The sequence below is a fragment of the Mesorhizobium sp. RCAM 05104 genome (assembly GCF_059683645.1).
This window is the reverse complement of sequence record NZ_CM185033.1, coordinates 2,889,536-2,914,435: the sequence shown is the minus strand read 5'-3', so window position 1 is coordinate 2,914,435 and position 24,900 is coordinate 2,889,536. Positions and strand designations below refer to the sequence as shown.

Genomic DNA, 24,900 nt, shown 5'->3' with positions numbered 1-24,900 from the left:
CCAGTAAATCAAAACGGGCGCGCCGGTAGGTCGCGCCCGTTTTCATTTGAAGGAACATCGGAATGCCGGCTGAGGCGCTGAAGACGCTTTTCCATCCATTCGAGGCCGAGGCTGTCGCCTTGCCGCGAACGGGCGAGCGCGTTCTCTTTCTCGGCGCAGAACCGGGCTTTCGCCTGCCTGACGGTTTCGAGGCGGAGCTTCACCTCGTGCAAGGCTTCCGGCCGTACTTTCGCGCGCTGCAGGCTTCCGGTGTCGTCGTCACGCCGCAAGCGGAAGGCGATGGCTTTGGGATGGCGCTTGTGCTTGCCGGCCGCCATCGCGGCCTCAACGAATTGCGTATCGCCCAGGCGCTCGAGAGCGTGGCGCCGGGTGGGTTGATTGTCATTGCCGGCGGCAAGGATGATGGTATCGCCAGCCTGCGCAAGCGCATTGACGAGCTTGTGCCGCTCGACGGCCATTTGCCGAAATATCACGGCATTGCCTTCTGGCTCCGCCGTCCCGCGGATCTGACAGCGGCGCAAAAACTGCGCGCCGCCAATCCAGCCTTGCTGGTGGAGGGCCGCTTCCATACCGCACCGGGCATGTTTTCCTTTGACCGGATCGACACCGGCTCGAAATTGCTGGTCGAGAACTTGCCCGATGATCTGCGTGGCAGCGTAGCGGATTTCTGCGCCGGCTGGGGCTACCTGGCAGCCGAAGTCGCCGCGCGCTCGCCGGGCATTCTGGCGCTCGACCTTCATGAGGCCGACTTCGCCTCGCTCGAAGCTGCAAAGCTCAATCTGGCAGGGGTTAGCCAGTCGATCACACGGAATTTCTTCTGGACCGATCTGCTGAGCGAGCCGGTCGAACGGCGCTATGACGCGATCGTCATGAACCCGCCGTTTCACCGCAGCCGCGCGGCCGAGCCCGAGATCGGGGCCGGCATGATCCGCGCGGCAGCCAAGGCCTTGAAGCCTGGAGGGCGGCTGTTCATGGTGGCCAACCGTCAGCTTCCCTATGAGCCAATTCTGTCGGCCGCCTTCTCGAGCCATGCCGAGCTTGCCCGCGACGGCATGTTCAAGGTGCTTTCGGCACGTCGTTGAAGCATTGGTCCGAACCGAAGGTCCGCGTGGGCAGGCGCCGCGCCGTGCTCAATGCAGATTGGCGACGCGCCGGACCTCGTCGGTGGCATACCCGTCGCCAGCCCTGAACTTGAGTGGCGCCGGCCTGCCGAACAGGAAGCCCTGCACCACGTCGCAGCCGGCTGCCCTCAGCAGCGTCGCCTGGCTTTCGGTCTCGACACCTTCGGCAATGATGCTGACGCCGAGCGCGCGCGAAAGCCCGACGATGGTCGAGACGACCGCGCCGGAGCTGGTATCGGTGTCGATGCGGCTGACGAAAGAGCGGTCGATCTTCAGCTTGCCGAACGAGAAATCGATCAGGTAGCTCAGGTTGGAATAGCCGGTGCCGAAATCGTCGACAGCGACCGAGATGCCCATGTCGGCAAGCTGCTTCAGGATGGTGGCGGCGCGGTCACGGTCCTGCATCATCGCCGTCTCGGTCACTTCCAGCTCCAGCCGCGACGGCTTGATACCGGTGCTCGTCATGGTGTCACGCACGATGCCGACGAAGTCCTTGGTCATGAACTGCACGGGCGAGATGTTAACCGCGACGAAGCAGTCGTCGGGCAGATGACGGGCGTCACTGCAGGCCTTGCGCAGCACCCATTCGCCGATCGGACCGATCATGCCTGTTTCCTCGGCGATCGGTATGAAATCCATTGGGGGGATCATGCCGCGCTCTGGATGCCGCCAGCGGATCAGCGCTTCGTAACCGATGATGCGGCCAGTCGGGAGATCCAGCTGTGGCTGGTAGTGAAGATCGAAGTCGCCGCGCTCGAAGGCAGTATGCAACTCGGATTCGATCCATTGGCGATGGTCGGCAACCCTGCCCATTTCGGCATGGAAGACAGACCAGTTGCCGACCCCGCTGGCGCGCGCGTTCTGCAGCGCCAGATTGGAGCGGCGCAGGATGAGGACGGGATCGATACCGTCCTTTGGCGTCGCCACTATGCCCACCGACAGGCTGACCGATTGCATGTGGGTGCTGAGCTCATAGGGCTCCATCATCTCGTCGATGAGCCTTTCGATGAAGCTTTCCAGCGTCCCCTGCACCTGATTGTCGGGGAGCAGCACCGCGAACTCGCCGGCGCCGATACGCCCGATCAGCGCTCGCTGAGGCACGCAAGCCTTCAGTCGCTTGGTGAAGGCGCGGATCAATTCGTCGCCTTGACTGTAGCCGATCGCGTCGTTGACCTGCTTGAACCGATCGATGTCGATGTCGATGAGGAACATCGGTTCGCCGGTCCGGCTGGTCGTGCATGCCGCCTCGGCAATCTTGCCAACCATCGCAGGGCGTGCCAGCAGGCCGGTCAGCTTGTCGAAGTGAGTTTCGTTGAAGACGAAATCCGCCGATTCATCGACGCCGGCGAAGAAGGACATCGCGGCTCCCGCCGCCGCCAGGGCGCAGAGGGCGGCCATGATCGCGACCATCATGCCCGCGGTTATTCCGGCAATGCCATCGCCGAGACCGAGCTTCAGACCCCAGATACCGAGGACGAAACTGCCAATGCCCGAGCTTGCTATGGTGAGCAGCCGGAACACCGGTGTTCGCTTCGGGTTGCTGACAGCGGGCATTCAAAGGTCCCCAGAGTGCGGGGCTTTCTAGCAGATACCTCCTTAAAATGAGTTTCCGCGAATGCGTCCAATTTTATTGGAAGGAATCATCTCTTTACTGGGAAAGACTATTTCCCAGCGCAGCCTATTCCCGCGCGCCGTCGGTCTGCTTCAATTCATCGAGCGTCGGCATCGAGACGATGTGATAGCCGGAATCGACATAGTGGATTTCACCGGTAACGCCGGAGGCGAGATCGGACAACAGATAAAGCGCGGAGCCGCCGACCTCGTCGATGGTCACGGTGCGGCGCAGCGGCGAGTTGCGCTGCTGGTAGGAAAACATGTGGCGCGCGTCGGAAATCCCGGCGCCGGCAAGCGTGCGCACCGGTCCGGCCGATATACCGTTCACCCTGATGCCGCGCGGACCGTAGTCGTTGGCGAGGTAACGCACACTGGCCTCCAGTCCGGCCTTGGCGACGCCCATGACGTTGTAGTTCGGCATGACGCGCACCGACCCCGCATAAGTCAGCGTGATCATCGATCCGCCGTCCTGCATCAAGGTCGCGGCGTGGCGGGCGATCTCGGTGAAGGAGTAGCAGGAGATCACCATGGTGCGGACGAAATTGTCCCGGCTGGTGTCGGCGTAGAGGCCCTTCAGCTCATTCTTGTCGGAAAAGCCGATGGCGTGGACGATGAAGTCCAGCCCGCCCCATTCCTTGCCCAAGGTCTCGAAGGTGGCGGCGACCGAAGCACTGTCCTCGACATCGCAGGGAACGACCAGCGAGGCGCCGAGCTTGTCGGCGAGTGGCTTGACCCGGCGCCCAAAGGCGTCGCCCTGGTAGGTGAAGGCGAGTTCCGCCCCATGTTCGGACAATTTCCGCGCGATGCCCCAGGCGATCGAATGGTCGTTGGCGACACCCATGACAAGCCCGCGCTTGCCCTTCATCAATCCGTCCATGGTCGGCAGTCCTTATGCGGAATAGCGCTGGAAAACGAGCGTTGCGTTGGTGCCACCGAAACCGAACGAATTTGACAAAACGGTGTCGATCCTGGCGTTGTCGATGCGCTTTCGCACGATCGGCATGCCCTCGAATTCCGGATCGAGGTTCTCGATATGGGCGCTTTCGCCGATGAAGCCGCCTTGCATCATCAGGATCGAGTAGATCGATTCCTGCACGCCGGCGGCACCGAGCGAATGGCCTGTCAGCGATTTCGTCGAGGTGATGTACGGCATCTTCTCGCCGAACACCTCGCGGATCGCGCCCATCTCCTTGGAATCTCCAACCGGCGTCGACGTACCATGCGTGTTGATGTAGTCGATCGGCGTGGAAACCGTCGACAGCGCCTGGCGCATGCAGCGGATCGCGCCTTCGCCCGACGGCGCCACCATGTCGTAACCGTCCGAGGTCGCGCCATAGCCGACGATCTCGGCGTAGATCTTGGCGCCGCGCGCCTTGGCGTGCTCCAGCTCTTCGAGCACCAGCACACCGGCGCCGCCGGCTATGACGAAGCCATCGCGGTTGGCGTCATACGCGCGCGAAGCAGTCGATGCCTTGTCGTTGAATTTCGACGACATGGCGCCCATGGCGTCGAACAGGTCCGACATCGTCCAGTCGAGGTCCTCGTGGCCGCCGGCAAAGACCATGTCCTGCTTGCCCCACTGGATCAATTCGTAGCCATTGCCGATGCAGTGCGCCGAGGTCGAACAGGCCGACGAGATCGAATAGTTGACGCCGTGGATCTTGAACCATGTGGCAAGCGTCGCCGATGCGGTCGACGACATCGCTTTCGGCACCGCGAACGGGCCGATGCGCTTGGGGCTGCCGTTCTTCAGCGTGATTTCAGCCGCTTCGACGATGGTGCGGGTGGATGGCCCGCCCGATCCCATGACGATGCCGGTGCGTTCATTGGTGATGTCGCTCTCTCCGAGGCCAGCGTCCGCGATCGCCTGATCCATGGCGACGTGGTTCCAGGCCGCCCCTTGCGACAGGAACCGCATCGCACGGCGATCGATCATGGCGGATGGGTCGAGCGTCGGCGCGCCCCACACCTGGCAACGGAAGCCATGCTCGGCGAAGGAATCGGAGAAGCTGATGCCGGATCTGGCGTCATGCAGCGAGGTCTGCACCTCGTTGGCATTGTTGCCGATCGACGACACAATGCCGAGGCCTGTGACTACGACACGTCTCATTCGCAACTCCTTCCAGGGGGGCCCGGTCAGCGACCGGTCAGCCGGCCGCCGATTGCTTGGACAGACCGACCTTCAAATCCGTTGCCGAGTATATGGGTTCGCCATCCGCTTTCAGCCAGCCATCGGCGATGCCGAGCACCAACCGGCCGCGCATCACGCGCTTGAAGTCGATGCCATACTCCACCTTCTTCACGGCGGGCGTGACCATGCCTTTGAACTTGACCTCACCGGTCGACAGCGCCATTCCCTTGCCCGGCTCGCCGAGCCAGCCGAGGTAGAAGCCCGTCAGCTGCCACATCGCATCGAGGCCGAGGCATCCCGGCATGATCGGATTGCCGATGAAATGGCAGGCAAAGAACCACAGGTCCGGCTTGATGTCGAATTCGGCACGGATGAAGCCCTTTTCGAAGGCACCGCCCGTCTCGCTGATCTCGGTGATGCGGTCGAACATCAGCATGGGCGGATAGGGGAGTTGGGCATTGCCCGGTCCGAACAGTTCGCCGCGGGCGCAGGCCAGCAATTCATCGTAGTCGTAGCTGGATTTCGAACCCGCCATCAATCTCGTCCCCATGTCGTCTTGGGCTATAGCGCGCCCTTGTCGTTGGTTTCCTAACACAATCTGTTTCAGGCCGGAAACCGGCGTTTGCGCTTAACCCGCCCGTCTGCCTGGGTCAATGCGCGCTATTGATCGCATTCGGACGACAGAATATATGTCAGCAGGGGTCCGGTTTGGGCAGGCGTTCATTTTTTTGCCATTCTGGGCGCGTCTTGAGGCGGAACTGTGAGCTTGGACGAATAGATGGACCTGGGCTGCCGGAAGGAAAATGTCGCTGTGGACAAGCGGGTCCGTGAAGCCGGCCTGAGGCCGACACGCCAGCGCATTGCGCTGGCCGACCTGCTTTTCGCCAAGGGCGACCGCCATCTGTCGGCCGAGGAACTGCACGAGGAGGCGGTTGCCGCCGGCGTGCCGGTGTCGCTGGCCACCGTCTACAACGCCCTTCACCAGTTCACCCAGGCCGGGCTGTTGCGCATCCTCGCGGTCGAGGGCGCCAAGACCTATTTCGACACCAACACTTCCGACCACCACCATTTCTACGTCGAAGGCGAAAACCGGATATTCGACATCGCCGGCGGTCCCGTGACTGTTGCCAACCTGCCGGAGCCGCCGGAGGGGATGGAGATCGCCAATGTCGACATCGTGGTGAGGCTGCGCCCCAAACGCCCAACATGATCCGCGAGGAATGATACCCCTCGATTTGATAATCCGGCTAGAATGGGCCGCCGTGGCGGTCGCCGCCGTCTTATTCTACGGATCGGTCGGTGTTTCTTGGTGGCTCTTCGGATTGCTCATCCTGGCGCCGGACCTGTCGATGTTGGGCTATCTTGCCGGGCCGCGCGTCGGCGCCATCGCCTATAACGCCCTGCACATCCTTGTTGTACCGGTGCTGCTGCTGCTTGCGGGGCACATGTCCGGCAATGCGGCCGCGATGGCGGTTGCATTGATCTGGATCGCCCACATCGCCATCGACCGGGCGCTGGGCTACGGCCTGAAGCTGTCAACTGGGTTTCAGGACACTCATCTCGGCCGTATCGGGCGCTAGATCGGGACCCTGTCTCTGGGAAAGATCGACGTCAGACAGTCAGAAAATCAATCCTTGACCCGTTCGCCGGGATAGGCGCCCCAGACAAGTGACTGGGCGAGCCAGCCGGTGTGGCCGTCGAGCGTCATTTCGCACCACTGGCCGTCGCAGGATTTGATCGTGCCCATGACACCCGGCTCGACGAGCGCGACCACCCTTGCGTCTTTTCCAGGGCTGTTGACCATGTTGATCTGGCCGCCCTTGCCGCGTTGCCACGGCGCGACGATCGCCGTGCGCCTGCCTGAAAGCAGCGACTGGTTGATCCAGCCTTCCGAACCGTCGGCATCGCGCACGCGGCGCCATGTATCGAATTCCTGGATGATCTCCATCGGCAGGCCAGCCTTCATATACATCCAGTCGACCGAGTAGTTGGCGCCGGGGCCGACGCGTGAGTTGACGCGGCCGGATTTCAGGCTGACGAATCGCGGCAGCGGCAGGCCGCTCGGCCCGAGCGTGACGACGCTCTGGGCGGGTGCCGCCGCACCTTGTGCGGCCAGTTGCGGGGAATAAAGGAGAGCGCCGAGAAATGCTGCGCTGAGGGTCAGGCGAAGCGACGCGAAACCAGACACTTTCATTCCTTTCGGCGCTTGCCTGCCGGCGTCGGCGCCCCTTTTTCTTTGTCTTCGGCGGCACCGCTTGTTACATGGGTAATCGGCACCGCGACCGGCTCTCAGTTTCGCCGGTCTTGGTTAAAGAGGTCTCAACGAGGGAAACAATGGTAGGCAAAAAGAAGCCTCTCGTGGTCATCACGCGAAAGTTGCCTGACCCGGTCGAGACCCGCATGCGCGAGCTGTTCGATGCCCGGCTGAACGTCGAGGACAGGCCGATGACACAGCCGGAACTGGTTGCGGCCGTCAAGGAGGCCGATGTCCTCGTCCCGACCGTGACCGACCAGATCGACGCGGCGCTGATCGCCCAGGCTGGCGACAACCTCAGGCTGATCGCCAACTTCGGCAACGGCGTCGACAAGATCGACGTGGCGGCTGCCGCGAAGCGGGGCATCACCGTCACCAACACGCCGAACGTGCTGACCGAAGATACCGCCGACATGACCATGGCGCTGATGCTGGCGGTACCGCGGCGGCTGGTGGAAGGCGCCAATGTGCTCACCGGTGACAAGAAATGGGCCGGTTGGTCGCCGACCTGGATGCTTGGGCGGCGCATCTGGGGCAAGCGGCTCGGCATTGTCGGCATGGGGCGCATTGGAACCGCGGTCGCCAGGCGGGCCAAGGCGTTCGGCCTTTCCATCCACTACCACAACCGCCATCGCGTGCTGCCGGAGGTCGAGGACGGGCTGGAGGCGACCTATTGGGAAAGCCTCGACCAGATGCTGGCCCGCATGGACATCATCTCGGTCAATTGTCCGTCGACGCCGGCAACCTTTCACCTGCTTTCGGCGCGGCGGCTGGCGCTGCTGCAGCCCACGGCCTACATCGTCAACACCGCGCGCGGCGACATCATCGACGAGGAAGCGCTGGTCAAGCTGATCCAGGACGGCAAGATCGCCGGCGCCGGCCTCGATGTCTACGAGCACGAGCCGGCGTTGAACAGCAAGCTGCTCAGGCTCGCCGCCAAGGGCAAGGTCGTGTTGTTGCCGCATATGGGCTCGGCGACCCTCGAGGGCCGCATCGACATGGGCGAAAAGGTCATCATCAACATAAAGGCGTTCGTCGACGGCCACCGCCCGCCGGACCGCGTGCTGCCGCTCAGATCCTGATCCTATCGAAGCGACATTTCGCGGCCTTTCAAATGAAAGCCCGGGCTTACGCGAGTACCTTGCGCATGGTGATCGAAGTCGGCCTGGGATAGCCCGCATGTGCTGTCCGTTCGGTCTCGCGAAAACCGAAGCGGGCAAAGGCCGCATGGTTTCCGGTCAGCTCGATCCGGGTCTGAAGCTCGAGGGCGGCCTTGCCGCGCCTGCGGGCAAGATCTTCGACCGCCTGCATCAGCCGCCGGCCAATGCCTTGCCCCTGACAGTCCGGCGCGACGGCGAGCTTGCCGACATAGAACTCCGCCTCCTTCTCAAGCGCAAAGACGCAGCCGACGATCCTGTCGCCCTTCAAGGCCACGAAACCGGTCTCCCGCCGCGCCTTGTCGCGCAGAGTGTCGGCGGTAAGCAGGTGCGCCGAGGAGGGCGGGTCGATGACGCCCTCCATCGAAGCGAAGGCACGCATGATCAATGCGAGCACATCGTTCCAACGGTCGAAATCGGCTGGGATCTGGGTAACGGAAACGGCTCCGGTCCGGCCCACGGGTCAGTTTCTCTTGTAGCGGATCGTTTCGAAGCGCGCGGCCAGCGCATCGTAGAGCAGCAGCCGGCCAACCAGCGGCTCGCCGATGCCGGTGATCAGCTTGATCGCCTCCATCGCCTGCAGCGTGCCGATGACACCGGTCAGCGCACCGAGCACCCCGGCCTCGGCACAGGATGGCACCACGCCGGGAGGCGGCGCTTCCGGAAACAGGTCGCGGTAGCCTGGGTTGGGCTTGCCATCCTTGCCGTCCTCGAATGGCTTCAGCACGGTCACGGAGCCGTCGAAGCGCCCGACGGCGGCGTGCACCAGCGGTTTCCTTTCGCTCTCACAGGCATCGGCCACCGCATAGCGGGTTTCGAAATTGTCGGAACCGTCAACGACGATGTCATAACGGGCGACGAGGGCCGCGGTGTTGTCCGGGGTCAGCCTGAATGTGTGCGTTTCGACAATGGTGTTGGGATTGATGCGAGCGATCGCCGCCTGCGCACTGTGGGTTTTCAGCATGCCGACAGCATCCGTGCCGTGAATCACCTGGCGCTGCAGGTTGGAGAGCGACACGGTGTCGTCATCGACCACGCCGAGTGTGCCGACGCCGGCGGCGGCAAGGTACTCAAGCACCGGTGCGCCCAGCCCGCCCGCGCCGATCACCAGAACCCGCGCCCGCTTCAATCTCTGCTGGCCGGCGCCCCCGATTTCGGGCAGCACGATGTGGCGGGCATAGCGTTCGATCTCGTCGGCGGTCAGGGCGGAGCTGGTCATCGCCGGACCATATAGTGGCTGGAAAACCTTGTCAGGCCTTCATGCATGTCGCGCAAAGGTGCGGAGCGGTTTTGGAATGCCGACATCATGCAACAAAATCTAGACAGTTGGCCCAACCGTACCGTGGTCGACGGTGAGGAACTGCGCACGTCCCTTGAGACTGGAAAACAGCGCCGCGTCGGTGCCGGTCATGAACGCCTGGCAGTTAAGCTCCTCCAGAATGGAAAACAGCGCCGCGCGCCTGCCGCCATCGAGATGCGCGGCGATTTCGTCAAGCAGCAGGATCGGCGTCATGCCCGACATTTCGCCGGTCAGCCGGGCGTGCGACAGGACAATGCCGACCAGCAGCGCTTTCTGTTCGCCTGTCGAACAGAGCTCGGCCGGCATCGCCTTGGGACGGTGTCGAACCACGAGATCCGAACGGTGCGGGCCCTCTAGAGTGCGCCCGGCGGCGCGGTCGCGGTCGCGGCCCTCGACGAGCGCCCGGCGGAATCGCTCCTCGACATCGACCGCCGGCGTGGTGGCAACCGCGGCTTCCAGTTCGCCCGCAAGGCCGATGTCGGCCTGCGGAAACGGCCCTGTGTCGGGCAGCTTGTCGATCATCGCGGCCAGCAGGCGCACCGTCTCCGCACGTGCGGCGGCGATCGCCACACCCGTCTCGGCCATCTGTGTCTCGATCGCATCGAACCAGCGATCGTCCCGGGAGCCTTCAGTAAGCAGCCGGTTACGGCCGCGCATCGCCTTCTCGTAGTCGAGCGCGCGCTGGCCGTGGCCCGGATCGATCGCCAGCACCAGTCGGTCGAGAAAGCGTCGGCGATCCGCGGCCGGTCCGGTGAACAACGCATCCATGGCCGGCGTCAGCCACACCACGCGCAGCCATTCCAGCATGTCCTCGGTCGAACGCGCCGCAGCCCCGTTGATGCGTACCCGTCTGCCGCCCTCGCCGGCACTGTCGCCGCCTGAAATGCCAGTACCAATCTCGACCGGGCCGTCGGGTCCATCGAGCCGGGCGTGCAAGGCGAAGCCGCCGTCACCGCCCTCGCGTGCTACATCCGCGTATGGAGCGCGGCGCAAGCCACGTCCCGGCGTCAGAAAGGAAATCGCTTCGAGAAGATTGGTCTTGCCGGCGCCGTTATCGCCGGAAAAAACCACGGCGCCGGGAGCGAGGTCGATCGCCAATGCAGCGTAGTTGCGAAAGTTGGTAAGTGTAAGCTTACTTATATGAGTCTGTACCGGCAACCGCCATCCGCCTATAGAGCGGCTCGTCGTTTCACGGAAACGCGAAACCGCCCTATCTCTTTGTTTTCACGCAATCTCCAAGGGAAAGCGCTGTGCGCTTTTCCCGAGAAAACCGTTTCACACTTTTCCTGGAACTGCTCCAGAAGTCGCCGCACCATCGTTCCCGTTGCCGGTCTCATGGCAGACCCGGATTGATGATGCAGCGCCGGCTACACCCTCATCGGCATCAGCACATAAAGCGCGGTTTCGTCGGCCATGTCGTGGATCAGCGTCGGCGAACCGGCGTCGGCCAGCATGAACTTGGCCTCCGTGCCGGTCAACTGCGCGGCGACGTCAAGCAGATACTTGGCGTTGAAGCCGATTTCGATCGGGTCGGATGAATAGTCGGCGGCCAGTTCCTCGGTGGCGCTGCCGGAATCCGGATTGTTGACCGCCAGCGTCACTTGACCCTCGCTGATCGAAAGCTTCACCGCGCGGCCGCGTTCGGAGGAAATGGTCGAGACGCGATCGACCGCGGCAGCGAAACTCTGGCGGTCGATGATCAGTTTCTTGTCGTTGCCGGTCGGAATGACCCGCTGATAATCGGGGAAGGTGCCGTCGATCAGCTTCGAGGTCAAAACGACGCTGCCGATGGTGAAGCGGATCTTGGTGTCCGACAGTTCCGTGGTCACGGCGACGTCCGGGTCATCCACCAGCTTCTGCAACTCGCTCACCGTCTTGCGCGGAATGATGATGCCCGGCATGCCCTCGGAGCCTGCCGGTGCGTCGATCTCGGCGCGCGCCAGACGGTGGCCGTCGGTCGCCACCGAGCGCAGCTTCAGCTTGCCGCCAACCTCATGCGTGTGCAGGTAGATGCCGTTCAGATAGTAGCGCGTCTCTTCGGTGGAGATGGCGAACTGGGTCTTCTCGATCAAGCCTTTCAGGGCGACCGAGTCGAGACGGAAGATATGCGAGAAGGATCCGGCCGAAAGCTCTGGGAAGTCGGATTGCGGCAGGCACTGCAGGCGGAAGCTCGAGCGGCCGGACGTCACCGTCATGGCGTTGCCGTCCTCGTCTGTCTTGAGCATCACTTCGGCGCCGTCGGCGAGCTTGCGCACGATATCGTACAGCAGATGCGCCGGAACCGTCGTTGCCCCGCCCCGCTCAACCTTGGCGGGCGTCGCTTCCGTCACCTCCAGGTCGAGATCGGTCGCCTTCATTTCCAGGCTGGCGCCCTCGGCGCTGAGCAGCACGTTGGAAAGGATCGGAATGGTGTTGCGCCGTTCGACCACGCGGTGGACGTGGTTAAGCGACTTCAGGAGATTTGACCGTTCCAGGATAACACGCATGACGAAACAGGCTCGCTTGAATGAATGACGGGCTCCGGCAAGCGGCGTCCCGCGAAAAGTCTGAACAGGCTCAGAATCTGCGTAAACTGACAGGAAAAAACCAGCAAACGCAAGCCCGCGCCACCGGTTCTGGCCGGCTGCGCGGGCTTTCTGGGGATAAACGGCACGAAGTCCGGGAGCCGGTGTGGAAAATCCGAAATCCGGACCGCTTCCGGGCTGGCCAACGAGCCCATTTCGGGTTCAGGCCCGCACAGGTAACCCATTGAATTCCCGCGTTGTTCCGGCTCGCGCTTCCCGGGCCAGTCAGGCCTGGTCGTTGATCAGCCTTCTCAGCAGTTCGAGTTCCTGCGCCAGCGTGTTGTCGTTGCCGGAAAGGTCTTCGATCTTGCGCACGGCGTGCAGCACGGTGGTGTGATCGCGGCCGCCGAAGCGGCGCCCGATCTCGGGCAGTGAGCGCGGCGTCATCACCTTCGACAGGTACATGGCGACCTGCCGCGGCTTGACGATGGTGCGCGTGCGCCGGTTGGACAGCAATTCGGTTTTCGACACGTTGTAGTGGCGCGCGACGATGCGCTGGATATCCTCGATACGGACCCGCTTCGGCTCGCCGGTGCGATAGATGTGGCCGAGTATCTCGTCGATACGGTCGATGGTGATCTGCGGTTCGAAGGACTGGCGGAACAGCAGCTGATTGAATGCGCCTTCCAGCTCGCGTCCGCTGCCGGTCACGGTGCGGGCGACGTGATTGAGGATTTCCTCCGAGATGTCGAGCGACGCGTCATCGATCCTGGCGGTCGCAAGGCGCAATTTGAGCATGCCGATGCGCATGGCGAAATCGGGCGCCGACATTTCGAGCGCGACGCCGCCATTGAGGCGCGACCGCACCCGCGGTTCGAGCGATTCCAGTTCCGACGGCGGCCGGTCGGCGGCAACAACGACTTGCTTGGCGCTGTCCAGCAACATGTTGATCAGGTGGCAGAATTCATGCTGGATCGACTTGCCCTGCAAGAACTGCATGTCGTCGATGATGAGCAGGTCGATGTCGCGCAGCTGCTCCTTGAGCGTCAGCGCATTGTTGTCGCGGATCGCGGTGGCAAAGCGCCACATGAAATACTCGGCCGTCAGATAGACGACGCGCGATTTTGGGTTCTGCTTCAGCGATTCCGCTGCGATGGCCTGCAAAAGGTGGGTCTTGCCTAGCCCGACGGTTGCGTGAAGAAAAAGCGGATTGAACCGCACCGCGCTTGACTGCGATTCCGCTACCGCCTTGGCCGCGGCGAAGGCCACCCGGTTCGACGGCCCCTCGATGAAGGAGCCGAATGTGTAGCGCGGATCAAGCGGAGAGCCGAGCACGTTGTGCCGGAACTCGCTCTCGATCGGTGTGCCCGGACGCGGAGCCGGTGCACGATCTGTCCTGCCGGGGCTGACAGTGCCGGCGGCGAGGGCCGTCTGCGTCTGTCGTGTCATCTTGCGTGCCGGGATCACCTCGGGCTCGGCCTGGCTGCGCCCCTGGCGAGTGGCCGTGCGTACGACGATTTCAATCTTGAGGACATCCGGATCCTCGTGCTTCCACAGTTCGGAAATGAGGTCGAGATAGTGACCGTTGATCCATGAGCGCAGGAAGGCGGTGGGCACCGAGATGCGGACGATGCCCTTGGAAGCTTCCGCGACCTTCATGCGTCCGAACCAGCTCGAATAGACTTCGGTTCCCAGGCGCGCCTTCAACTGAGCCTTGACCCGGTCGAACTTCTGCTCCGCGTCGCTGGAAACAGCCATGTCGCTTGCTCCGATCAAAGTTCCTGGAAATGGGAGGTCGCCCGTAAGCTCCCTTTCGATGCCGCTCTGCATGATCCTTGCCTTTCTGTACCTGTTTTCCGCTGGGGATGCGCCTCCTGCATCCTTGTTCCAGCGACCTGCATCTTCGCTACGATGTCCGCTGCCGCCGCCGGCAATGAACGTCGCCCACTATCCAGGGAAACCGGTGCCGGCCATGGAAGCCAGTCCGCGTTTTTGGTATGTCAGGGCAATACAACACCGTCCGGCGAAATCGCGCCGGCGCGCTGCCTACCTGCCATGTCTCGTTACGCCAGTCCCCTTACCCACATCAAAAAAGACAAACCAACCCATCCGCGGACTTGATCCGCGTTGCAAATCCCGCCAATTTAAGCTGGCCAGTTCAGGCTGGGTTGAGGGCCAAGGGCCCGTCCCTTTCGATCTGTCGACATTACCGAAATCGCTGTGGATAGGGCAAGGCCACTACTAACCGATTTTTAAGGAATCTGGTTACCGCAGAGAGGTTGGAACGCGGCGCCGCAACGGCATATTTTGACAAAGCCATTGTGATTCAAACCCTTTTCCGGCGAATATGAAAAAGCCGGTGCGATCTGAAATTTTCTGAAATAATTTGCTTGACAGCCACTTGTCCCCCATCGCCCCGGCTCGATGTGAACAAGCTGTGGATGACCATCGGTAACTATCTGAAAAATAAAGACTATTTCTGAGTGCCGACTTTATCTTTGCAGTCGCTTTTCAGGGATATCGGCCATTGGCTTGCACGGCTGTGCCGGCAAAGCATTTCGAACGGCGGAATCCGCAACAGACGCCATTTTCGAGTATTCTTTTTAAGTGCTTGCCGGCAAACGAAAAAAACCCGGCACAATCGGCCGGGTTCGAAGAACGTCAGTCTAGGAAAGTAATGTCAGGCCGACAGTACTTTGACCCGCTGGGCCAGCCGCGAAACTTTGCGGGATGCCGTATTCTTATGGATCACGCCCTTGGTTGCGGCGCGCATCAATTCGGGCTCTGCGATCTTGAAGGCTGCCTGTGCGGCGGCCTTGTCGCCGGAGGCAAGTGCCTCCTCGACCTGGCGCACATAGGTGCGGACGCGCGAACGGCGGTTCTTGTTGATCGCTGCGCGGCGTACGATCTTGCGCGTTGCTTTTTTGGCCGAGGATGTGTTGGCCATGATGCCTCTCTTCTGATCTGTCGGCGCATGCGGCATGCCGCAGGGCGCAAAAAACAAACGGGCAGCCACGGGGCCGCCTCGGTTGGTGCGGCTTATAGTTCAGCTTTTCCGGCGCGTCAACGCTGCCTAGCCTTCTTTTTGGCGGCTATCGGGCGGGCGTCAGCGGTTGGTGAAATTCGGCTTCCGCTTCTCTGCAAAGGCCGCCATGCCTTCCTTCTGGTCATCGAGCGCGAACAGCGAGTGAAACAGCCGTCGTTCGAACCGCAATCCCTCGGCAAGCGTCGTCTCGAAGGCGCGGTTGACGGCCTCCTTGGCCATCATCACCGATGGCAGCGAGAAATCGGCGATCTTGGCTGCCGCCTTGAGCGCCTCCTCGACGAGGTCGCCGGCAGGCACGACCCGCGACACCAGGCCCGAGCGTTCGGCTTCGGCTGCGTCCATCATCCGCCCGGTCAGGCACATGTCCATCGCCTTCGACTTGCCGACGAAGCGGGTCAGTCGCTGCGATCCGCCCATGCCTGGGATGACGCCGAGCGTGATCTCCGGCTGGCCAAACTTGGCGTTGTCGGCGGCAATGATGAAATCGCACATCATCGCCAGCTCGCAGCCGCCGCCGAGCGCATAGCCGGCCACCGCCGCGATGATCGGCTTTCGTGCCCGCGTAAATTCTTCCCAGCCGACGAAGAAGTCCTGGCTATAGGCATCCGCATAGGAGATTGACTGCATCTCCTTGATGTCGGCGCCGGCGGCGAAAGCCTTTTCGGAACCGGTGATGACCATGGCACCGATCCCGGCATCGGCACCGAACCCGTTCACGGCTGCCACCAGTTCGGCGAGGATCTGGGAATTCAGCGCGTTGAGCGCCTTCGGCCTGTTCAAGGTGATCAGCCCGACCTTGCCGCGCGTCTCGGTGATGATTGTCTCATAGGGCATGGCTGCATCTCCTCGCTCGACCCATCGTCTAACTCACCGCTGACACGTCCGGCAATAGAAGGTCGAGCGGCCGCTCTGCACGACGCGCTCGATGTGACCACCGCAGCCGGGCTTGGAACAGGGTTCGCCTTCGCGGTCATAGACGGCGAAGGAATGCTGGAAGTATCCCAGCGATCCGTCGGTCTGCATGAAATCCCTGAGCGAGGATCCGCCGGCCGCGATCGCATCTGATATGACCGAGCGAATGGCTTCGGCAAGGCCTTCGCTTTGAGCCTGGGCCTTCTTTCCCGGCTTGGCTATCGTGCCGGCCTCGCGCAGCGGCGACAGGCCGGCGCGCCACAGGGCCTCGGAGACATAGATATTGCCCAGCCCGGCGATCAATCTCTGGTCGAGAAGTGCTGCCTTCAGCGGCGATCGCCGCCCTTTCATCAGCGATGCAAGCAGCACACCGTCCAATATATTGCCCGTAGGCTCGACGCCCAGCCCGCTCAGCATCGGATGCGTGTCGGGCGGCCCTTCCGAAAACAGCATGAAGCCGAAGCGGCGCGGGTCGTTGAAGATCACCCGGGATCTGGCGCCGGCCGGGGACGCCACATCGAACACCACATGGTCGTGTGCCGTGCTCTTCGAGCGCTCATGATGGAACACGCCAGGCATTTCGCTGTCATCCGCCGTCTCGATACGAAATGAGCCGGACATGCCGAGATGGCAGATCAGCGCCGGGCCGCCTTCGATATCCATCGTCAGATACTTGGCCCGGCGGCCGAGCGCGGTGATCGTCCTGCCGGTCAGCCGCTGTGAGAATTTTTCCGGAAATGGAAAGCGCAGATCCGGTCGGCGCGTCTCGATACGGGTAATGGTGGCGCCTTCCAGGACCGGCTGCAGCCCGCGGCGGACCGTTTCAACCTCGGGCAATTCAGGCATGACCGCCAATCGTCTTATGGAAGCCAATCGTCTTATAGAAGGAAGTGCCATGCCGGCCGCGCGCCAGCCCAAGATGCTCGGCCACGGTTTCACCGATGTCGGCAAATGTTGCTCTCAGCCCGATGTCGCCGCCTTTGAAGCCTGGTCCGGTGCCAATCACCGGGATGCGTTCACGCGTATGATCGGTGCCGCGCCAGGTCGGATCGTTGCCGTGATCGGCCGTCAGGATGAGAAGATCGCCTTGCTTCAACCTTGCCAGAGCCTCCGGCAGTCGCCGGTCGAAGGCCTCGAGCGCAGCGGCATAGCCGGCGACATCGCGGCGATGTCCGAATTCGGTGTCGAAGTCGACGAAATTGGCGAAGACCAGGTCGCCGTCGCCGGCGTCGTCCATTGCCCCCAGCGCCTCATCGAACATGGCCATGTTGCCCGCCGCCTTACGCACTTCCGAGATTCCACGATGGGCGAAGATGTCGCCGATCTTGCCGACGGCGATGACGCGGCTTCCACGCGCCGTCAGCCGGTCGAGCAGGGTCGGCTCCGGCGGCGGCACGGCATAGTCATGCCGGTTGTAGGTTCGCTCGAAGGTGGCGGCGGTTTCCCCGATGAACGGCCGCGCGATCACCCGTCCGATCCTCAGTGGGTCAACCAGCTTACGCACCACCTTGCAGAATTCATAAAGCCGCTCCAGGCCGAAATGAACTTCATGCGCCGCGATTTGCAGGACGGAGTCGACCGATGTGTAGCAGATCGGCTTGCCGGTACGGATGTGCTCCTCGCCGAACCGCTCGATAATCTCGGTGCCCGGCGCGTGACAATTGCCGAGAATGCCCGGCACCTTGCCCATGCGGATCATGGCCTCGGTCAGATCGGCCGGAAAGGCGGGAACCGTATCCGGGAAATAGCCCCAGTCGAAGCGCACCGGCAGGGCGGCGATCTCCCAGTGGCCCGACGGCGTGTCCTTGCCGCTCGAAACCTCCTGCGCCGCGCCGTGGAAGGCAGTCGCGAGCAGATCCTTTCCACCGGTGTCGAAGCCTAGCCCCGTCGCGGTTTCGGCAGCCTTGCCAAGCCCGAGCGAGGCCATGTGCGGGACGAACAGAGGCCCGTTGCGGAGTCCTTCGCGGTCGGCGCGGCCTTCCGCGCAGGCTTCCGCGATGTGCCCCAATGTGTTGGCGCCGGCGTCACCATAGCGCTCGGCGTCGGCCGCGCCGCCGATGCCGAAGGAGTCCAGAACGAAGAGGAAAGCACGCGCCATCGGAGCCATTGTTGCCGGTTTGGACGACCAGACATAGGGTTCCCCGGCCGCATTGGCAATTCGGAAACCAAACGGCAACGGCTTGGCACGATAGTCTGGTGCATCTCGCCCAAAAGTGCCCAGCGGTTTTGGGACAACGACATGCACAATAGAGAAGACTATAGTGTCGCGACACGCCGGGCATGGGACGACATGGATCGAAGAAAACAGAGGGCCGGCTTGTCATGACAGACGACCGTCTGATCATGACAGACGCCGTCTTGTCATGAAAGCTGCCCTGAAGGCGTGTGCTGCCCTCATGGTCGCGCAGGGCGTGGTCTGGTCTGGTCCGGCGCGGGCCGACTGGCGCGAAGATATCGGCATATTTCGCATAGGCATCGTCGCCGAACCCGGCGCCGGCAACACCGTTCCGGGACTGGCGCTGTTGACCGATGCCTACACCAAGGCCTTGGGCATGAAGGTCGAGTTTGTCGTCGCCAGCGACTATGGCGCTCTGATCGAGGCGCAGGCCAATGCCCGCATCGAATATGCGATCTATTCGGCGACTGCCTATGCGACGGCCTCGCAGCGCTGCGGATGTGTCGAGCCACTTGTGGCTCCGGTTGATTCCGACGGCGCGATCGGCATCCGCTCCGTTCTGCTGACGCTGGACGGCAAGCTGCCTGATCTGGCGGCAATGGAGAACCATCGTATCGCCATGGCGCCTTCGAGCAGCGTCGGCGGTTCTCTCCTGCCGCTGGCGGCGTTGGCCGCGGAAGGCCGCAAAGTCCCGGAAGATGCACCATTTCTGGTCCATGCCGATTCGGCCGAGGCAGCGGAAACGATGCTGGTCGATGGCAAGGCCGATGCCTTGTTCGGCTGGGTGACGGCCGCTGCCGACGGCCAGCCGGAAGCATCGGGCACGCAGGCGAGGCTCGAAGCGGCAGGGCTTTCAGCAACGGCACTTCAGGTTGTGTGGATGTCGGGCCTCTTGAGATACGGTCCCCATGCCGTCCGCAGTGATCTCGACCCGGAAGCGAAGCGCCGGCTTACCGTGTTCCTCACCAACCTCAAGTCGATGACGCCGGACGTCTACGATCTTCTGGAATCGAAGCATTCCGGTGGCTTCACCGCCGCCGCCGCCGCGGACTACGAGATGGCGCAAGCCATCGTGCGTCTGGTCTCGGATGGCGGCTCGCGGCGATAAAGACCGTCAGCAGTCGCCGCAAGGGATCGTCACGCTTCTGCGGGGACGCAGATAGTAGGTTTCGCCCATCGATATGGCATTGAAAGCCGAGGTCAACCCAAGCTGCTGCTGACTGCCCGACGACCAGGTGATGACCGGCTTGTAGTCGAGATTGCTTTCGACGCGGATGAGGAATGTGCCGGCGACCTTGAGCGTTGCCGGGACCGTCGTGGTCGAGTTCGCGGCAGCGCCGACGCCGGTGACGCCATTGACCAGCTTGCGTGACCATACCACCAGCACCTTCGGCGTTGCATCGGTCGTAACTTGTATTGCCGTGATCGTGATGCTCGGCGTCGAGCGGGTGTAGGGCTGAAGGGTGACGGTGCCGATCTTCATGATGGCGTCGACATCCGCCTTGACGATGGTCGTCTGCTGCGTGACGAGATCAGCCACCATGCTGCCGACACGACTGACCTTCTTGCTGGTCTCGATGGCCTGGGACGCCTCCATGGTGATGAAATACATGATCAGCAGGATAGGCATGATCAAGGCGAATTCGACCGCCGCGATGCCACGGCGATCGGACCAGAACCGGATCGCCTTCCGCCAGGTTCCTGTAATCCCCGGATGTGCCCCCGCACGCATCATGCCCATTACCCTTTTTTCTTTTGCAGTACGTGCATCCGCCACGACCTTAGCTGCCGAACGGTTCATTCTGCCAAGTCACCGATGCGAAATGCAGCGTCTTGTTACCGCCCATCGACTGGGCCAACAGATCGGTCATGATCGGCCATTTGTAAAAGACCCGCAGCATGTTCCTCGATTCCGCCGGACCCGGCGCAACAGTGAAGGACTGTGTGGCGGAGCCCTGGGTCAGCACGACGTCGTTGTTCTGGATCTTGAAGCCAGCCAAGGCCGCGTCGGCGAACGTCGTATATTGGCGAAGATCCACCAGCAGCTGATTGGGACAATCCTGGGAGACGATGATCTCCAGTTTTGCGCAGATCTTGTCCCTCAAATTGTTTCCGGCGACGTCTGCCGCCCTTAACTGGCCGGTGCGCAACTGGCGCGCGATATCGTCGGTGATGTTGGCCATCACTTCCTGGCCGGCAAATGAAATGCAGCTTTCCAGAATCGCAAAGACAAGCAGCGCGAATGGGATTGCAAGGATTGCGAATTCCAACGCCGTGCTGCCGCGCCGGTCGCGCATAAAGCGATCAAAAAACCGTGGGTGTCTCGCTTTGCGCTCGCCCGCGGTCTCGATTTCCTTGCTCATGTCCCGATCCTGCCGATCTCTGAAGGGTCTCGGAAGGAGTATTAGCGGAAACCAATTGAAGTCCGGTTTGAATGATCGTTAAAGTCGGCGTTGGCGTCTTAACCGGCTGATAACCAGAGCATTCGGCCGCGCCACACTATCGGCTGACACTCATCTCGGCTTCGGAGGATTTCTCCGCGTCGCTCTTGTAGGAGCTTTCGCAATAGGGCGTGCAGGACATGGTCTGGATTTCGGCGCGCCGATAGATACGCACGGACGAGGCGGCCTGCCGCACGACGGTCACCTGCTCGTCGACGATCGGGCTGCCTTCCGGATCGAGTACGACCAGATTGGTGACGCCGAAGCCCTTGCCGGTCAGCACGATCGTCGAGGCGTCCTGGACGGAAGCGTCGGCGATAGCCGGGTTGCCGACCACGATCGTGTCGGCGGGACGCGACAGTTTGACAATTTTGGCCTGGTTCATCGTGACCTCGATGCCGGCGCCGGCCATGGCTGGCATGGCGAAGGTCGTGGCGGCAAGAAGCACTGCAACCAGAATTGATGATCTCGGCTCGGCCATTGAGGCGCTCCACGCATGCGGACTGTTCAACGGAACATGAACGAGATTGGTGAACCAACTGTTAAGCGGGCGCTCTTGCCGATGGTGCCTTGGCTGACATGAGTACTTGCGTGACGTGGTCGGGGACGGATCGCAAGCTCCACCGACGTGGGAAACGGAAGGTTCGGACAGCACTTAGCTCGGGATTAACCACGCAATAGGTTCGAACCGGGAAAGGAATCGGTAAGGCTGTTTATTAAGCCGATCGAAAGAGCTTCTCCCTAGATTGGCAGCATCCGATCAACCATCACAGAAGTTGACGGAAGTGCTGTAACACGTGGAGTAGGAGCTCTCAAATGTCTAAACTCGTTGCACGTTTTGTGAAGGACGAATCCGGCGCGACCGCTATCGAATATGGTCTGATCGCCGCTCTCATCGCGCTTGCCATCATCGTCGGCGCCGGCGCGCTCGGCAATGCAATCAACGCCAAGTTCACTTCTATCGGGTCCACCTTGAACACCAGCGGCGGCTGATCTGTCGTATTGCTGAGCGCCCAGGCGCTCGGATTGTGTTCTGGACAAGGGCCGCCACATGGCGGCCCTTGTTCTATGCCGCAGCCAATACCAGTCGTCTTTTTGGTCCGAGCCTCATCAATCGTTAATTGAAGATGCCTAGATTGGACCCCGTGGAATCGGACAATAGGTATAGCGCCGATGCTTGAAGCCCTGATCTTCGTCGTCTTTCCGTTCTGCATGCTGTTTGCCGCGATCTCCGACATGCTGTCGATGACGATCGCCAATCGCGTGTCGGTGCTGCTCGTCGTCGTCTTTGCTTTGGTCGCCCCCCTGACCGATATGGGGTGGGCTGCCTATGGCGCGCACTTCGCCGCCGGCGCCCTTGTCCTGGCCGTGACGTTCGGCCTGTTCGCGATGGGTGGCATGGGTGGCGGCGACGCCAAACTGCTGGCCGCCACCGCGGTGTGGATGGGCCTCAACGTGCATCTCGTCGAGTATCTCGTGGCCTCGACACTCATCGGCGGCCTGCTGACGCTCGCCGTCCTCCTTTACCGGAAATCCCCGCTTTCGACCGTTACCGGCCGAAACCCGTTTCTGCGCCATTTCGCCGACGAGACGACTGGTGTTCCCTATGGCATCGCGCTTGGCCTTGGCGGGTTGATAACCTATCCGGATTCGCCTTTGATGGTGTGGGCGCTGACAAGGCTGGCGACCTGAACGCGCCCCTGATTTCCATGGACTATCTGCTTTGCCGCAGCCGGCCTTAACAAGGTCGGGGCCGCTATCCTGCCCGGTCCACACACATTTCAGCTAATTTATGTAAACCTTAAATTAATCACGATCGTAAGCATTACATTAACCTTGTTTTGACGATTGCCGCTGCAAAGTCCCGCTTGGCTACGTGGTTTGCCAGGGCGAGGGTTCGGACAGATGCCAGCATCGCGATTGATTATTCTGAGCGTGGCGGTTGCCGCGGCGGGTGGCGCTGGCTATGTCGCGAAAAACATGGTGGCGCCGCCGCCGCAGGTCACCGTCGAATCCGGCCCCAAGGCGCCGGCGGTGGCTCTGCAAGATGTACTTGTGCTTTCGGGCGATGTTCCGATGGGCAACCAACTCGAAAACAACATAGCCTGGCAATCCTGGCCGGCCGACGGCATCAACGCGAACTTCATCACCCGCGCTGCCGAACCCGAAGCATTGGAGAAGCTGAAGGGGTCCGTTGCCCGTATGACGATGTATGCCGGGGAGCCGCTGCGCCGCTCCAAGCTGATCGGCGAGGGGCAGAGCTTCATGTCGTCGATCCTTCCTTCCGGTATGCGGGCGGTGGCCACGGCCATCTCAGCCGACACGTCGGCCGGCGGCTTCATTCTCCCGAACGATTTTGTCGATGTCATCATGACCCGCAAGGCTGACGCCGGCAATGGCGGCACCAGCTTCAACACCGAAACCATCCTCAAGAACATTCGCGTCCTGGCGATTGACCAGACCATCCAGGAAGATGAGGAAGGCAAGAAGACCAGAGTGGGGCAGACCGCCACGCTGGAACTGACACCGCGGCAGGCTGAGATCATCACGGTTGCCCAGCAGATGGCGGATCGCCTGACCCTGGCGCTGCGGGCGATCTCGGACACCCAGGAAAAGAATCTGGACGAGGCCGACTATCTCGTTTCCGGCAATGGCCGCAGGGGAACGGTGAGGCTGATCAAGTCGGGCGAAGTTTCCGAAGTAGGGGCAAGGAAATGAGGCTAAGCGGTAAACTACCGTCCATCATGGCTGCGGCATTCGGCCTGCTGCTCATCGGAACGAATGTGCAAGGCGTTGTCGAGGCAAAGAACGCGCAGGTCACTGCATCGACAGCCACCCAGCGTGTCAAGCTCGGCCTCAACAAATCGGTGGTCATCGACCTGCCGAGCGATGCCTACGACATTCTTGTCGCCAACCCGGCGGTCGCCGATGCGGTGACCCGCACCGCGAGGCGCATCTATCTGTTCGGCAAGGCGGTCGGCGAGACGAACATCTTCGTCTTCGGTCCGAATGGCGAACAGATCGTCAGCCTGGACCTGGCCGTCGAACGCGATGTCGCCGGCCTTGAGGATTATATCAAGCGCTTCCTTCCGACGTCGACCATCAAGGTTGAGCTGCTGAACGACAACGTCGTCCTGACCGGAACGGTCGACACGCCTCTGGACGCGAAACGGGCGGTCGATCTGGCGACGATCTTCGTCTCGGGTGGTGAGGCGACGACGGGACAATATTCGCAGACGGCGTCAGGCGGCTCTGCCCAGGGCGGTGTCGACATCAACAATCCCGACCAGGAGCGTCGCGTCAGCAAGATCGTCAACCTGTTGCAGATCATCGGCGACGATCAGGTCACGCTGAAGGTGACGGTCGCCGAAGTCAGCCGCTCCGTGATGAAGCAGCTCGGCGTCAACATGGTCGGCAGCGGCGGCAGCAACGGCATCAGCTACGGCGCGCTCAGTGACAATTTCACCGGCCTTGGCAAGCATCTCTCGAATTCAGGCTTCAACATCGGCGCCTCGGGGCTGCAGGCCTATGTCAACGCCATGGAGCAGTCGGGGGTCATGAAGACCTTGGCTGAGCCGACCTTGACCGCCGTGTCCGGGGAGAAGGCGACCTTCAAGGTTGGTGGCGAATACAACATGGTGAGCAGCGTCTCCCAGAACGTATCCACCGACAATCAGACCGGTCTGAAGAACTATACCATCGACAAGATCGAATACGGCATCGGCCTGGAATTCCAGCCGGTGGTTCTGTCGCCCGGCCGCATAAGCCTGAAAGTCAGAACCTCGGTTTCCGAGCCGACGACAGAAGGGTCGGTGTCGCTGTCCGAGGGCGTGACGAGCCCCGGCATGAACGCGCTGTCGCTGCGCAAGCGTCTCGCCGATACGACGGTCGAATTGCCCTCGGGTGGCTCCATGATGATCGCCGGCCTGGTTCGCGACGATGTCAGGCAAGCGGTCAACGGGTTGCCCGGACTGACAAAGATTCCAGTGCTCGGCGCGCTCTTCCGAAGCAGGGACTTCGTACGCAACGAGACCGAGCTGGTCATCATCATCACGCCTTATCTGGTGAAGCCGGTAGCGCGCAACGACCTTGCCAAACCGGACGACAATTTCAACGCTGCCAGCGATGGCGCCGGCATATTCCTTGGCCGCGTCAATCGTGTCTACGGCACCATGCAAACCGACAAGCCCAACGGCCGCTACCACGGCGTTGTCGGCTTCATCTACAAGTGAGCGGGGAAGCGG

At 61.9% G+C, this 24,900-nt stretch carries 26 protein-coding genes; 9 read left to right on the top strand and 17 right to left on the bottom strand.

Annotated features, from left to right (window positions below; genetic code table 11):
* Nucleotides 1–62 precede the first annotated feature (62 nt).
* Complete coding sequence (locus tag AC56QP_RS14385; RefSeq protein ID WP_489859290.1) at nucleotides 63–1,082, top strand: class I SAM-dependent methyltransferase; 1,020 nt, start codon at nucleotides 63–65, stop codon at nucleotides 1,080–1,082.
* A gap of 48 nt (nucleotides 1,083–1,130) precedes the next feature.
* Here the strand turns inward: AC56QP_RS14385 and AC56QP_RS14380 are convergent, their stop codons facing one another.
* From AC56QP_RS14380 to fabA, 4 genes are all read right to left on the bottom strand, one after another.
* A complete protein-coding gene (locus tag AC56QP_RS14380; RefSeq protein WP_497100437.1) occupies nucleotides 1,131–2,675 on the bottom strand; it encodes a putative bifunctional diguanylate cyclase/phosphodiesterase in 1,545 nt (514 codons plus the stop codon).
* Nucleotides 2,676–2,799: 124 nt separating this feature from the next.
* A complete protein-coding gene (fabI, locus tag AC56QP_RS14375) occupies nucleotides 2,800–3,612 on the bottom strand; it encodes an enoyl-ACP reductase FabI (protein WP_489859291.1) in 813 nt (270 codons plus the stop codon).
* Nucleotides 3,613–3,624: 12 nt separating this feature from the next.
* Complete coding sequence (fabB, locus tag AC56QP_RS14370; protein WP_489859292.1) at nucleotides 3,625–4,845, bottom strand: beta-ketoacyl-ACP synthase I; 1,221 nt, start codon at nucleotides 4,843–4,845, stop codon at nucleotides 3,625–3,627.
* Between the two features lie 37 nt (nucleotides 4,846–4,882).
* Nucleotides 4,883–5,401, bottom strand: coding sequence for a 3-hydroxyacyl-[acyl-carrier-protein] dehydratase FabA (gene fabA, locus AC56QP_RS14365; RefSeq protein WP_091579611.1), 519 nt, complete (start codon nucleotides 5,399–5,401; stop codon nucleotides 4,883–4,885).
* Between the two features lie 243 nt (nucleotides 5,402–5,644).
* Here fabA and irrA point away from each other — a divergent pair, with 243 nt between their 5' ends.
* On the top strand, nucleotides 5,645–6,076 hold the full coding sequence (gene irrA, locus AC56QP_RS14360; protein ID WP_489859293.1) for an iron response transcriptional regulator IrrA: 432 nt from the start codon (nucleotides 5,645–5,647) through the stop codon (nucleotides 6,074–6,076).
* A 52-nt stretch (nucleotides 6,077–6,128) separates the two neighbouring features.
* Nucleotides 6,129–6,446, top strand: a complete 318-nt coding sequence (locus AC56QP_RS14355; protein WP_489859294.1) for a DUF4260 domain-containing protein — start codon at nucleotides 6,129–6,131, stop codon at nucleotides 6,444–6,446.
* Nucleotides 6,447–6,493: 47 nt separating this feature from the next.
* On the opposite strand, the gene AC56QP_RS14350 is transcribed toward AC56QP_RS14355, so the two are convergent.
* The gene (locus AC56QP_RS14350) at nucleotides 6,494–7,054 is read right to left on the bottom strand and encodes an SH3 domain-containing protein (protein ID WP_489859295.1); all 561 of its coding nucleotides are present in this window, start codon (nucleotides 7,052–7,054) and stop codon (nucleotides 6,494–6,496) included.
* 146 nt (nucleotides 7,055–7,200) lie between these two features.
* On the opposite strand from AC56QP_RS14350, the gene AC56QP_RS14345 reads away from it, so the two are divergent.
* Entirely contained in the window at nucleotides 7,201–8,202 is a 1,002-nt protein-coding gene (locus AC56QP_RS14345) for a 2-hydroxyacid dehydrogenase (protein WP_489859296.1), read from the top strand.
* A 46-nt stretch (nucleotides 8,203–8,248) separates the two neighbouring features.
* Here AC56QP_RS14345 and AC56QP_RS14340 read toward each other — a convergent pair whose 3' ends face one another.
* The 9 genes from AC56QP_RS14340 to AC56QP_RS14300 form a co-directional block, all read right to left on the bottom strand.
* Nucleotides 8,249–8,737 carry a GNAT family N-acetyltransferase gene (locus AC56QP_RS14340; protein WP_489859297.1) on the bottom strand — a complete coding sequence of 163 codons (489 nt, stop codon included), beginning with the start codon at nucleotides 8,735–8,737 and terminating at the stop codon, nucleotides 8,249–8,251.
* Nucleotides 8,738–8,740: 3 nt separating this feature from the next.
* Nucleotides 8,741–9,496 (bottom strand): molybdopterin-synthase adenylyltransferase MoeB, encoded by a 756-nt coding sequence (locus tag AC56QP_RS14335; protein WP_489859298.1) that lies wholly within the window; start codon nucleotides 9,494–9,496, stop codon nucleotides 8,741–8,743.
* A gap of 99 nt (nucleotides 9,497–9,595) precedes the next feature.
* On the bottom strand, nucleotides 9,596–10,735 hold the full coding sequence (gene recF, locus AC56QP_RS14330) for a DNA replication/repair protein RecF (RefSeq protein WP_489859299.1): 1,140 nt from the start codon (nucleotides 10,733–10,735) through the stop codon (nucleotides 9,596–9,598).
* 209 nt (nucleotides 10,736–10,944) lie between these two features.
* Nucleotides 10,945–12,063: a DNA polymerase III subunit beta gene (dnaN, locus tag AC56QP_RS14325; RefSeq protein ID WP_256748923.1), complete on the bottom strand. Its 1,119-nt coding sequence runs from the start codon at nucleotides 12,061–12,063 to the stop codon at nucleotides 10,945–10,947.
* Between the two features lie 303 nt (nucleotides 12,064–12,366).
* The gene (gene dnaA / locus AC56QP_RS14320; RefSeq protein WP_497100439.1) at nucleotides 12,367–13,911 is read right to left on the bottom strand and encodes a chromosomal replication initiator protein DnaA; all 1,545 of its coding nucleotides are present in this window, start codon (nucleotides 13,909–13,911) and stop codon (nucleotides 12,367–12,369) included.
* An 850-nt stretch (nucleotides 13,912–14,761) separates the two neighbouring features.
* On the bottom strand, nucleotides 14,762–15,028 hold the full coding sequence (rpsT, locus tag AC56QP_RS14315) for a 30S ribosomal protein S20 (RefSeq protein WP_091579634.1): 267 nt from the start codon (nucleotides 15,026–15,028) through the stop codon (nucleotides 14,762–14,764).
* A gap of 159 nt (nucleotides 15,029–15,187) precedes the next feature.
* The gene (locus AC56QP_RS14310; RefSeq protein WP_489859301.1) at nucleotides 15,188–15,961 is read right to left on the bottom strand and encodes an enoyl-CoA hydratase; all 774 of its coding nucleotides are present in this window, start codon (nucleotides 15,959–15,961) and stop codon (nucleotides 15,188–15,190) included.
* Nucleotides 15,962–15,994: 33 nt separating this feature from the next.
* The gene (mutM, locus tag AC56QP_RS14305; protein ID WP_489859302.1) at nucleotides 15,995–16,885 is read right to left on the bottom strand and encodes a bifunctional DNA-formamidopyrimidine glycosylase/DNA-(apurinic or apyrimidinic site) lyase; all 891 of its coding nucleotides are present in this window, start codon (nucleotides 16,883–16,885) and stop codon (nucleotides 15,995–15,997) included.
* Nucleotides 16,878–18,137: a phosphopentomutase gene (locus tag AC56QP_RS14300; RefSeq protein ID WP_489859303.1), complete on the bottom strand. Its 1,260-nt coding sequence runs from the start codon at nucleotides 18,135–18,137 to the stop codon at nucleotides 16,878–16,880. Before AC56QP_RS14300 ends, mutM begins: the two co-directional genes overlap by 8 nt.
* Nucleotides 18,138–18,402: 265 nt before the next feature.
* On the opposite strand from AC56QP_RS14300, the gene AC56QP_RS14295 reads away from it, so the two are divergent.
* Nucleotides 18,403–19,323: a phosphate/phosphite/phosphonate ABC transporter substrate-binding protein gene (locus AC56QP_RS14295; protein WP_489859304.1), complete on the top strand. Its 921-nt coding sequence runs from the start codon at nucleotides 18,403–18,405 to the stop codon at nucleotides 19,321–19,323.
* A gap of 6 nt (nucleotides 19,324–19,329) precedes the next feature.
* Here the strand turns inward: AC56QP_RS14295 and AC56QP_RS14290 are convergent, their stop codons facing one another.
* The 3 genes from AC56QP_RS14290 to AC56QP_RS14280 all read right to left on the bottom strand — a co-directional run bounded on the left by AC56QP_RS14290 (nucleotide 19,330) and on the right by AC56QP_RS14280 (nucleotide 21,137).
* Complete coding sequence (locus AC56QP_RS14290; protein ID WP_489859305.1) at nucleotides 19,330–19,950, bottom strand: TadE/TadG family type IV pilus assembly protein; 621 nt, start codon at nucleotides 19,948–19,950, stop codon at nucleotides 19,330–19,332.
* Nucleotides 19,951–19,996: 46 nt separating this feature from the next.
* Nucleotides 19,997–20,578 carry a TadE/TadG family type IV pilus assembly protein gene (locus AC56QP_RS14285; protein WP_489859306.1) on the bottom strand — a complete coding sequence of 194 codons (582 nt, stop codon included), beginning with the start codon at nucleotides 20,576–20,578 and terminating at the stop codon, nucleotides 19,997–19,999.
* A 136-nt stretch (nucleotides 20,579–20,714) separates the two neighbouring features.
* Entirely contained in the window at nucleotides 20,715–21,137 is a 423-nt protein-coding gene (locus tag AC56QP_RS14280; protein ID WP_256748916.1) for a pilus assembly protein N-terminal domain-containing protein, read from the bottom strand.
* Between the two features lie 335 nt (nucleotides 21,138–21,472).
* On the opposite strand from AC56QP_RS14280, the gene AC56QP_RS14275 reads away from it, so the two are divergent.
* From AC56QP_RS14275 to AC56QP_RS14260, 4 genes are all read left to right on the top strand, one after another.
* Nucleotides 21,473–21,649 carry a Flp family type IVb pilin gene (locus AC56QP_RS14275; protein WP_489859307.1) on the top strand — a complete coding sequence of 59 codons (177 nt, stop codon included), beginning with the start codon at nucleotides 21,473–21,475 and terminating at the stop codon, nucleotides 21,647–21,649.
* A 180-nt stretch (nucleotides 21,650–21,829) separates the two neighbouring features.
* Complete coding sequence (locus tag AC56QP_RS14270; protein ID WP_497100440.1) at nucleotides 21,830–22,348, top strand: A24 family peptidase; 519 nt, start codon at nucleotides 21,830–21,832, stop codon at nucleotides 22,346–22,348.
* A 213-nt stretch (nucleotides 22,349–22,561) separates the two neighbouring features.
* Nucleotides 22,562–23,374, top strand: a complete 813-nt coding sequence (cpaB, locus tag AC56QP_RS14265) for a Flp pilus assembly protein CpaB (protein WP_489859308.1) — start codon at nucleotides 22,562–22,564, stop codon at nucleotides 23,372–23,374.
* A complete protein-coding gene (locus AC56QP_RS14260) occupies nucleotides 23,371–24,888 on the top strand; it encodes a type II and III secretion system protein family protein (RefSeq protein ID WP_489859309.1) in 1,518 nt (505 codons plus the stop codon). Before cpaB ends, AC56QP_RS14260 begins: the two co-directional genes overlap by 4 nt.
* Nucleotides 24,889–24,900 lie beyond the last annotated feature (12 nt).

Coding starts and splice junctions, on each gene's coding strand:
- AC56QP_RS14385 (WP_489859290.1), top strand. CDS start 63: ATGCCGGCTGAGGCGCTGAAGACGCTTTTCCATCCATTCGAGGCCGAG.
- AC56QP_RS14380 (WP_497100437.1), bottom strand. CDS start 2,675: ATGCCCGCTGTCAGCAACCCGAAGCGAACACCGGTGTTCCGGCTGCTC.
- fabI (WP_489859291.1), bottom strand. CDS start 3,612: ATGGACGGATTGATGAAGGGCAAGCGCGGGCTTGTCATGGGTGTCGCC.
- fabB (WP_489859292.1), bottom strand. CDS start 4,845: ATGAGACGTGTCGTAGTCACAGGCCTCGGCATTGTGTCGTCGATCGGC.
- fabA (WP_091579611.1), bottom strand. CDS start 5,401: ATGGCGGGTTCGAAATCCAGCTACGACTACGATGAATTGCTGGCCTGC.
- irrA (WP_489859293.1), top strand. CDS start 5,645: ATGGACCTGGGCTGCCGGAAGGAAAATGTCGCTGTGGACAAGCGGGTC.
- AC56QP_RS14345 (WP_489859296.1), top strand. CDS start 7,201: ATGGTAGGCAAAAAGAAGCCTCTCGTGGTCATCACGCGAAAGTTGCCT.
- AC56QP_RS14335 (WP_489859298.1), bottom strand. CDS start 9,496: ATGACCAGCTCCGCCCTGACCGCCGACGAGATCGAACGCTATGCCCGC.
- dnaN (WP_256748923.1), bottom strand. CDS start 12,063: ATGCGTGTTATCCTGGAACGGTCAAATCTCCTGAAGTCGCTTAACCAC.
- dnaA (WP_497100439.1), bottom strand. CDS start 13,911: ATGCAGAGCGGCATCGAAAGGGAGCTTACGGGCGACCTCCCATTTCCA.
- rpsT (WP_091579634.1), bottom strand. CDS start 15,028: ATGGCCAACACATCCTCGGCCAAAAAAGCAACGCGCAAGATCGTACGC.
- AC56QP_RS14310 (WP_489859301.1), bottom strand. CDS start 15,961: ATGCCCTATGAGACAATCATCACCGAGACGCGCGGCAAGGTCGGGCTG.
- mutM (WP_489859302.1), bottom strand. CDS start 16,885: ATGCCTGAATTGCCCGAGGTTGAAACGGTCCGCCGCGGGCTGCAGCCG.
- AC56QP_RS14300 (WP_489859303.1), bottom strand. CDS start 18,137: ATGGCGCGTGCTTTCCTCTTCGTTCTGGACTCCTTCGGCATCGGCGGC.
- AC56QP_RS14295 (WP_489859304.1), top strand. CDS start 18,403: ATGAAAGCTGCCCTGAAGGCGTGTGCTGCCCTCATGGTCGCGCAGGGC.
- AC56QP_RS14290 (WP_489859305.1), bottom strand. CDS start 19,950: ATGATGCGTGCGGGGGCACATCCGGGGATTACAGGAACCTGGCGGAAG.
- AC56QP_RS14285 (WP_489859306.1), bottom strand. CDS start 20,578: ATGAGCAAGGAAATCGAGACCGCGGGCGAGCGCAAAGCGAGACACCCA.
- AC56QP_RS14280 (WP_256748916.1), bottom strand. CDS start 21,137: ATGGCCGAGCCGAGATCATCAATTCTGGTTGCAGTGCTTCTTGCCGCC.
- AC56QP_RS14275 (WP_489859307.1), top strand. CDS start 21,473: ATGTCTAAACTCGTTGCACGTTTTGTGAAGGACGAATCCGGCGCGACC.
- AC56QP_RS14270 (WP_497100440.1), top strand. CDS start 21,830: ATGCTTGAAGCCCTGATCTTCGTCGTCTTTCCGTTCTGCATGCTGTTT.
- cpaB (WP_489859308.1), top strand. CDS start 22,562: ATGCCAGCATCGCGATTGATTATTCTGAGCGTGGCGGTTGCCGCGGCG.
- AC56QP_RS14260 (WP_489859309.1), top strand. CDS start 23,371: ATGAGGCTAAGCGGTAAACTACCGTCCATCATGGCTGCGGCATTCGGC.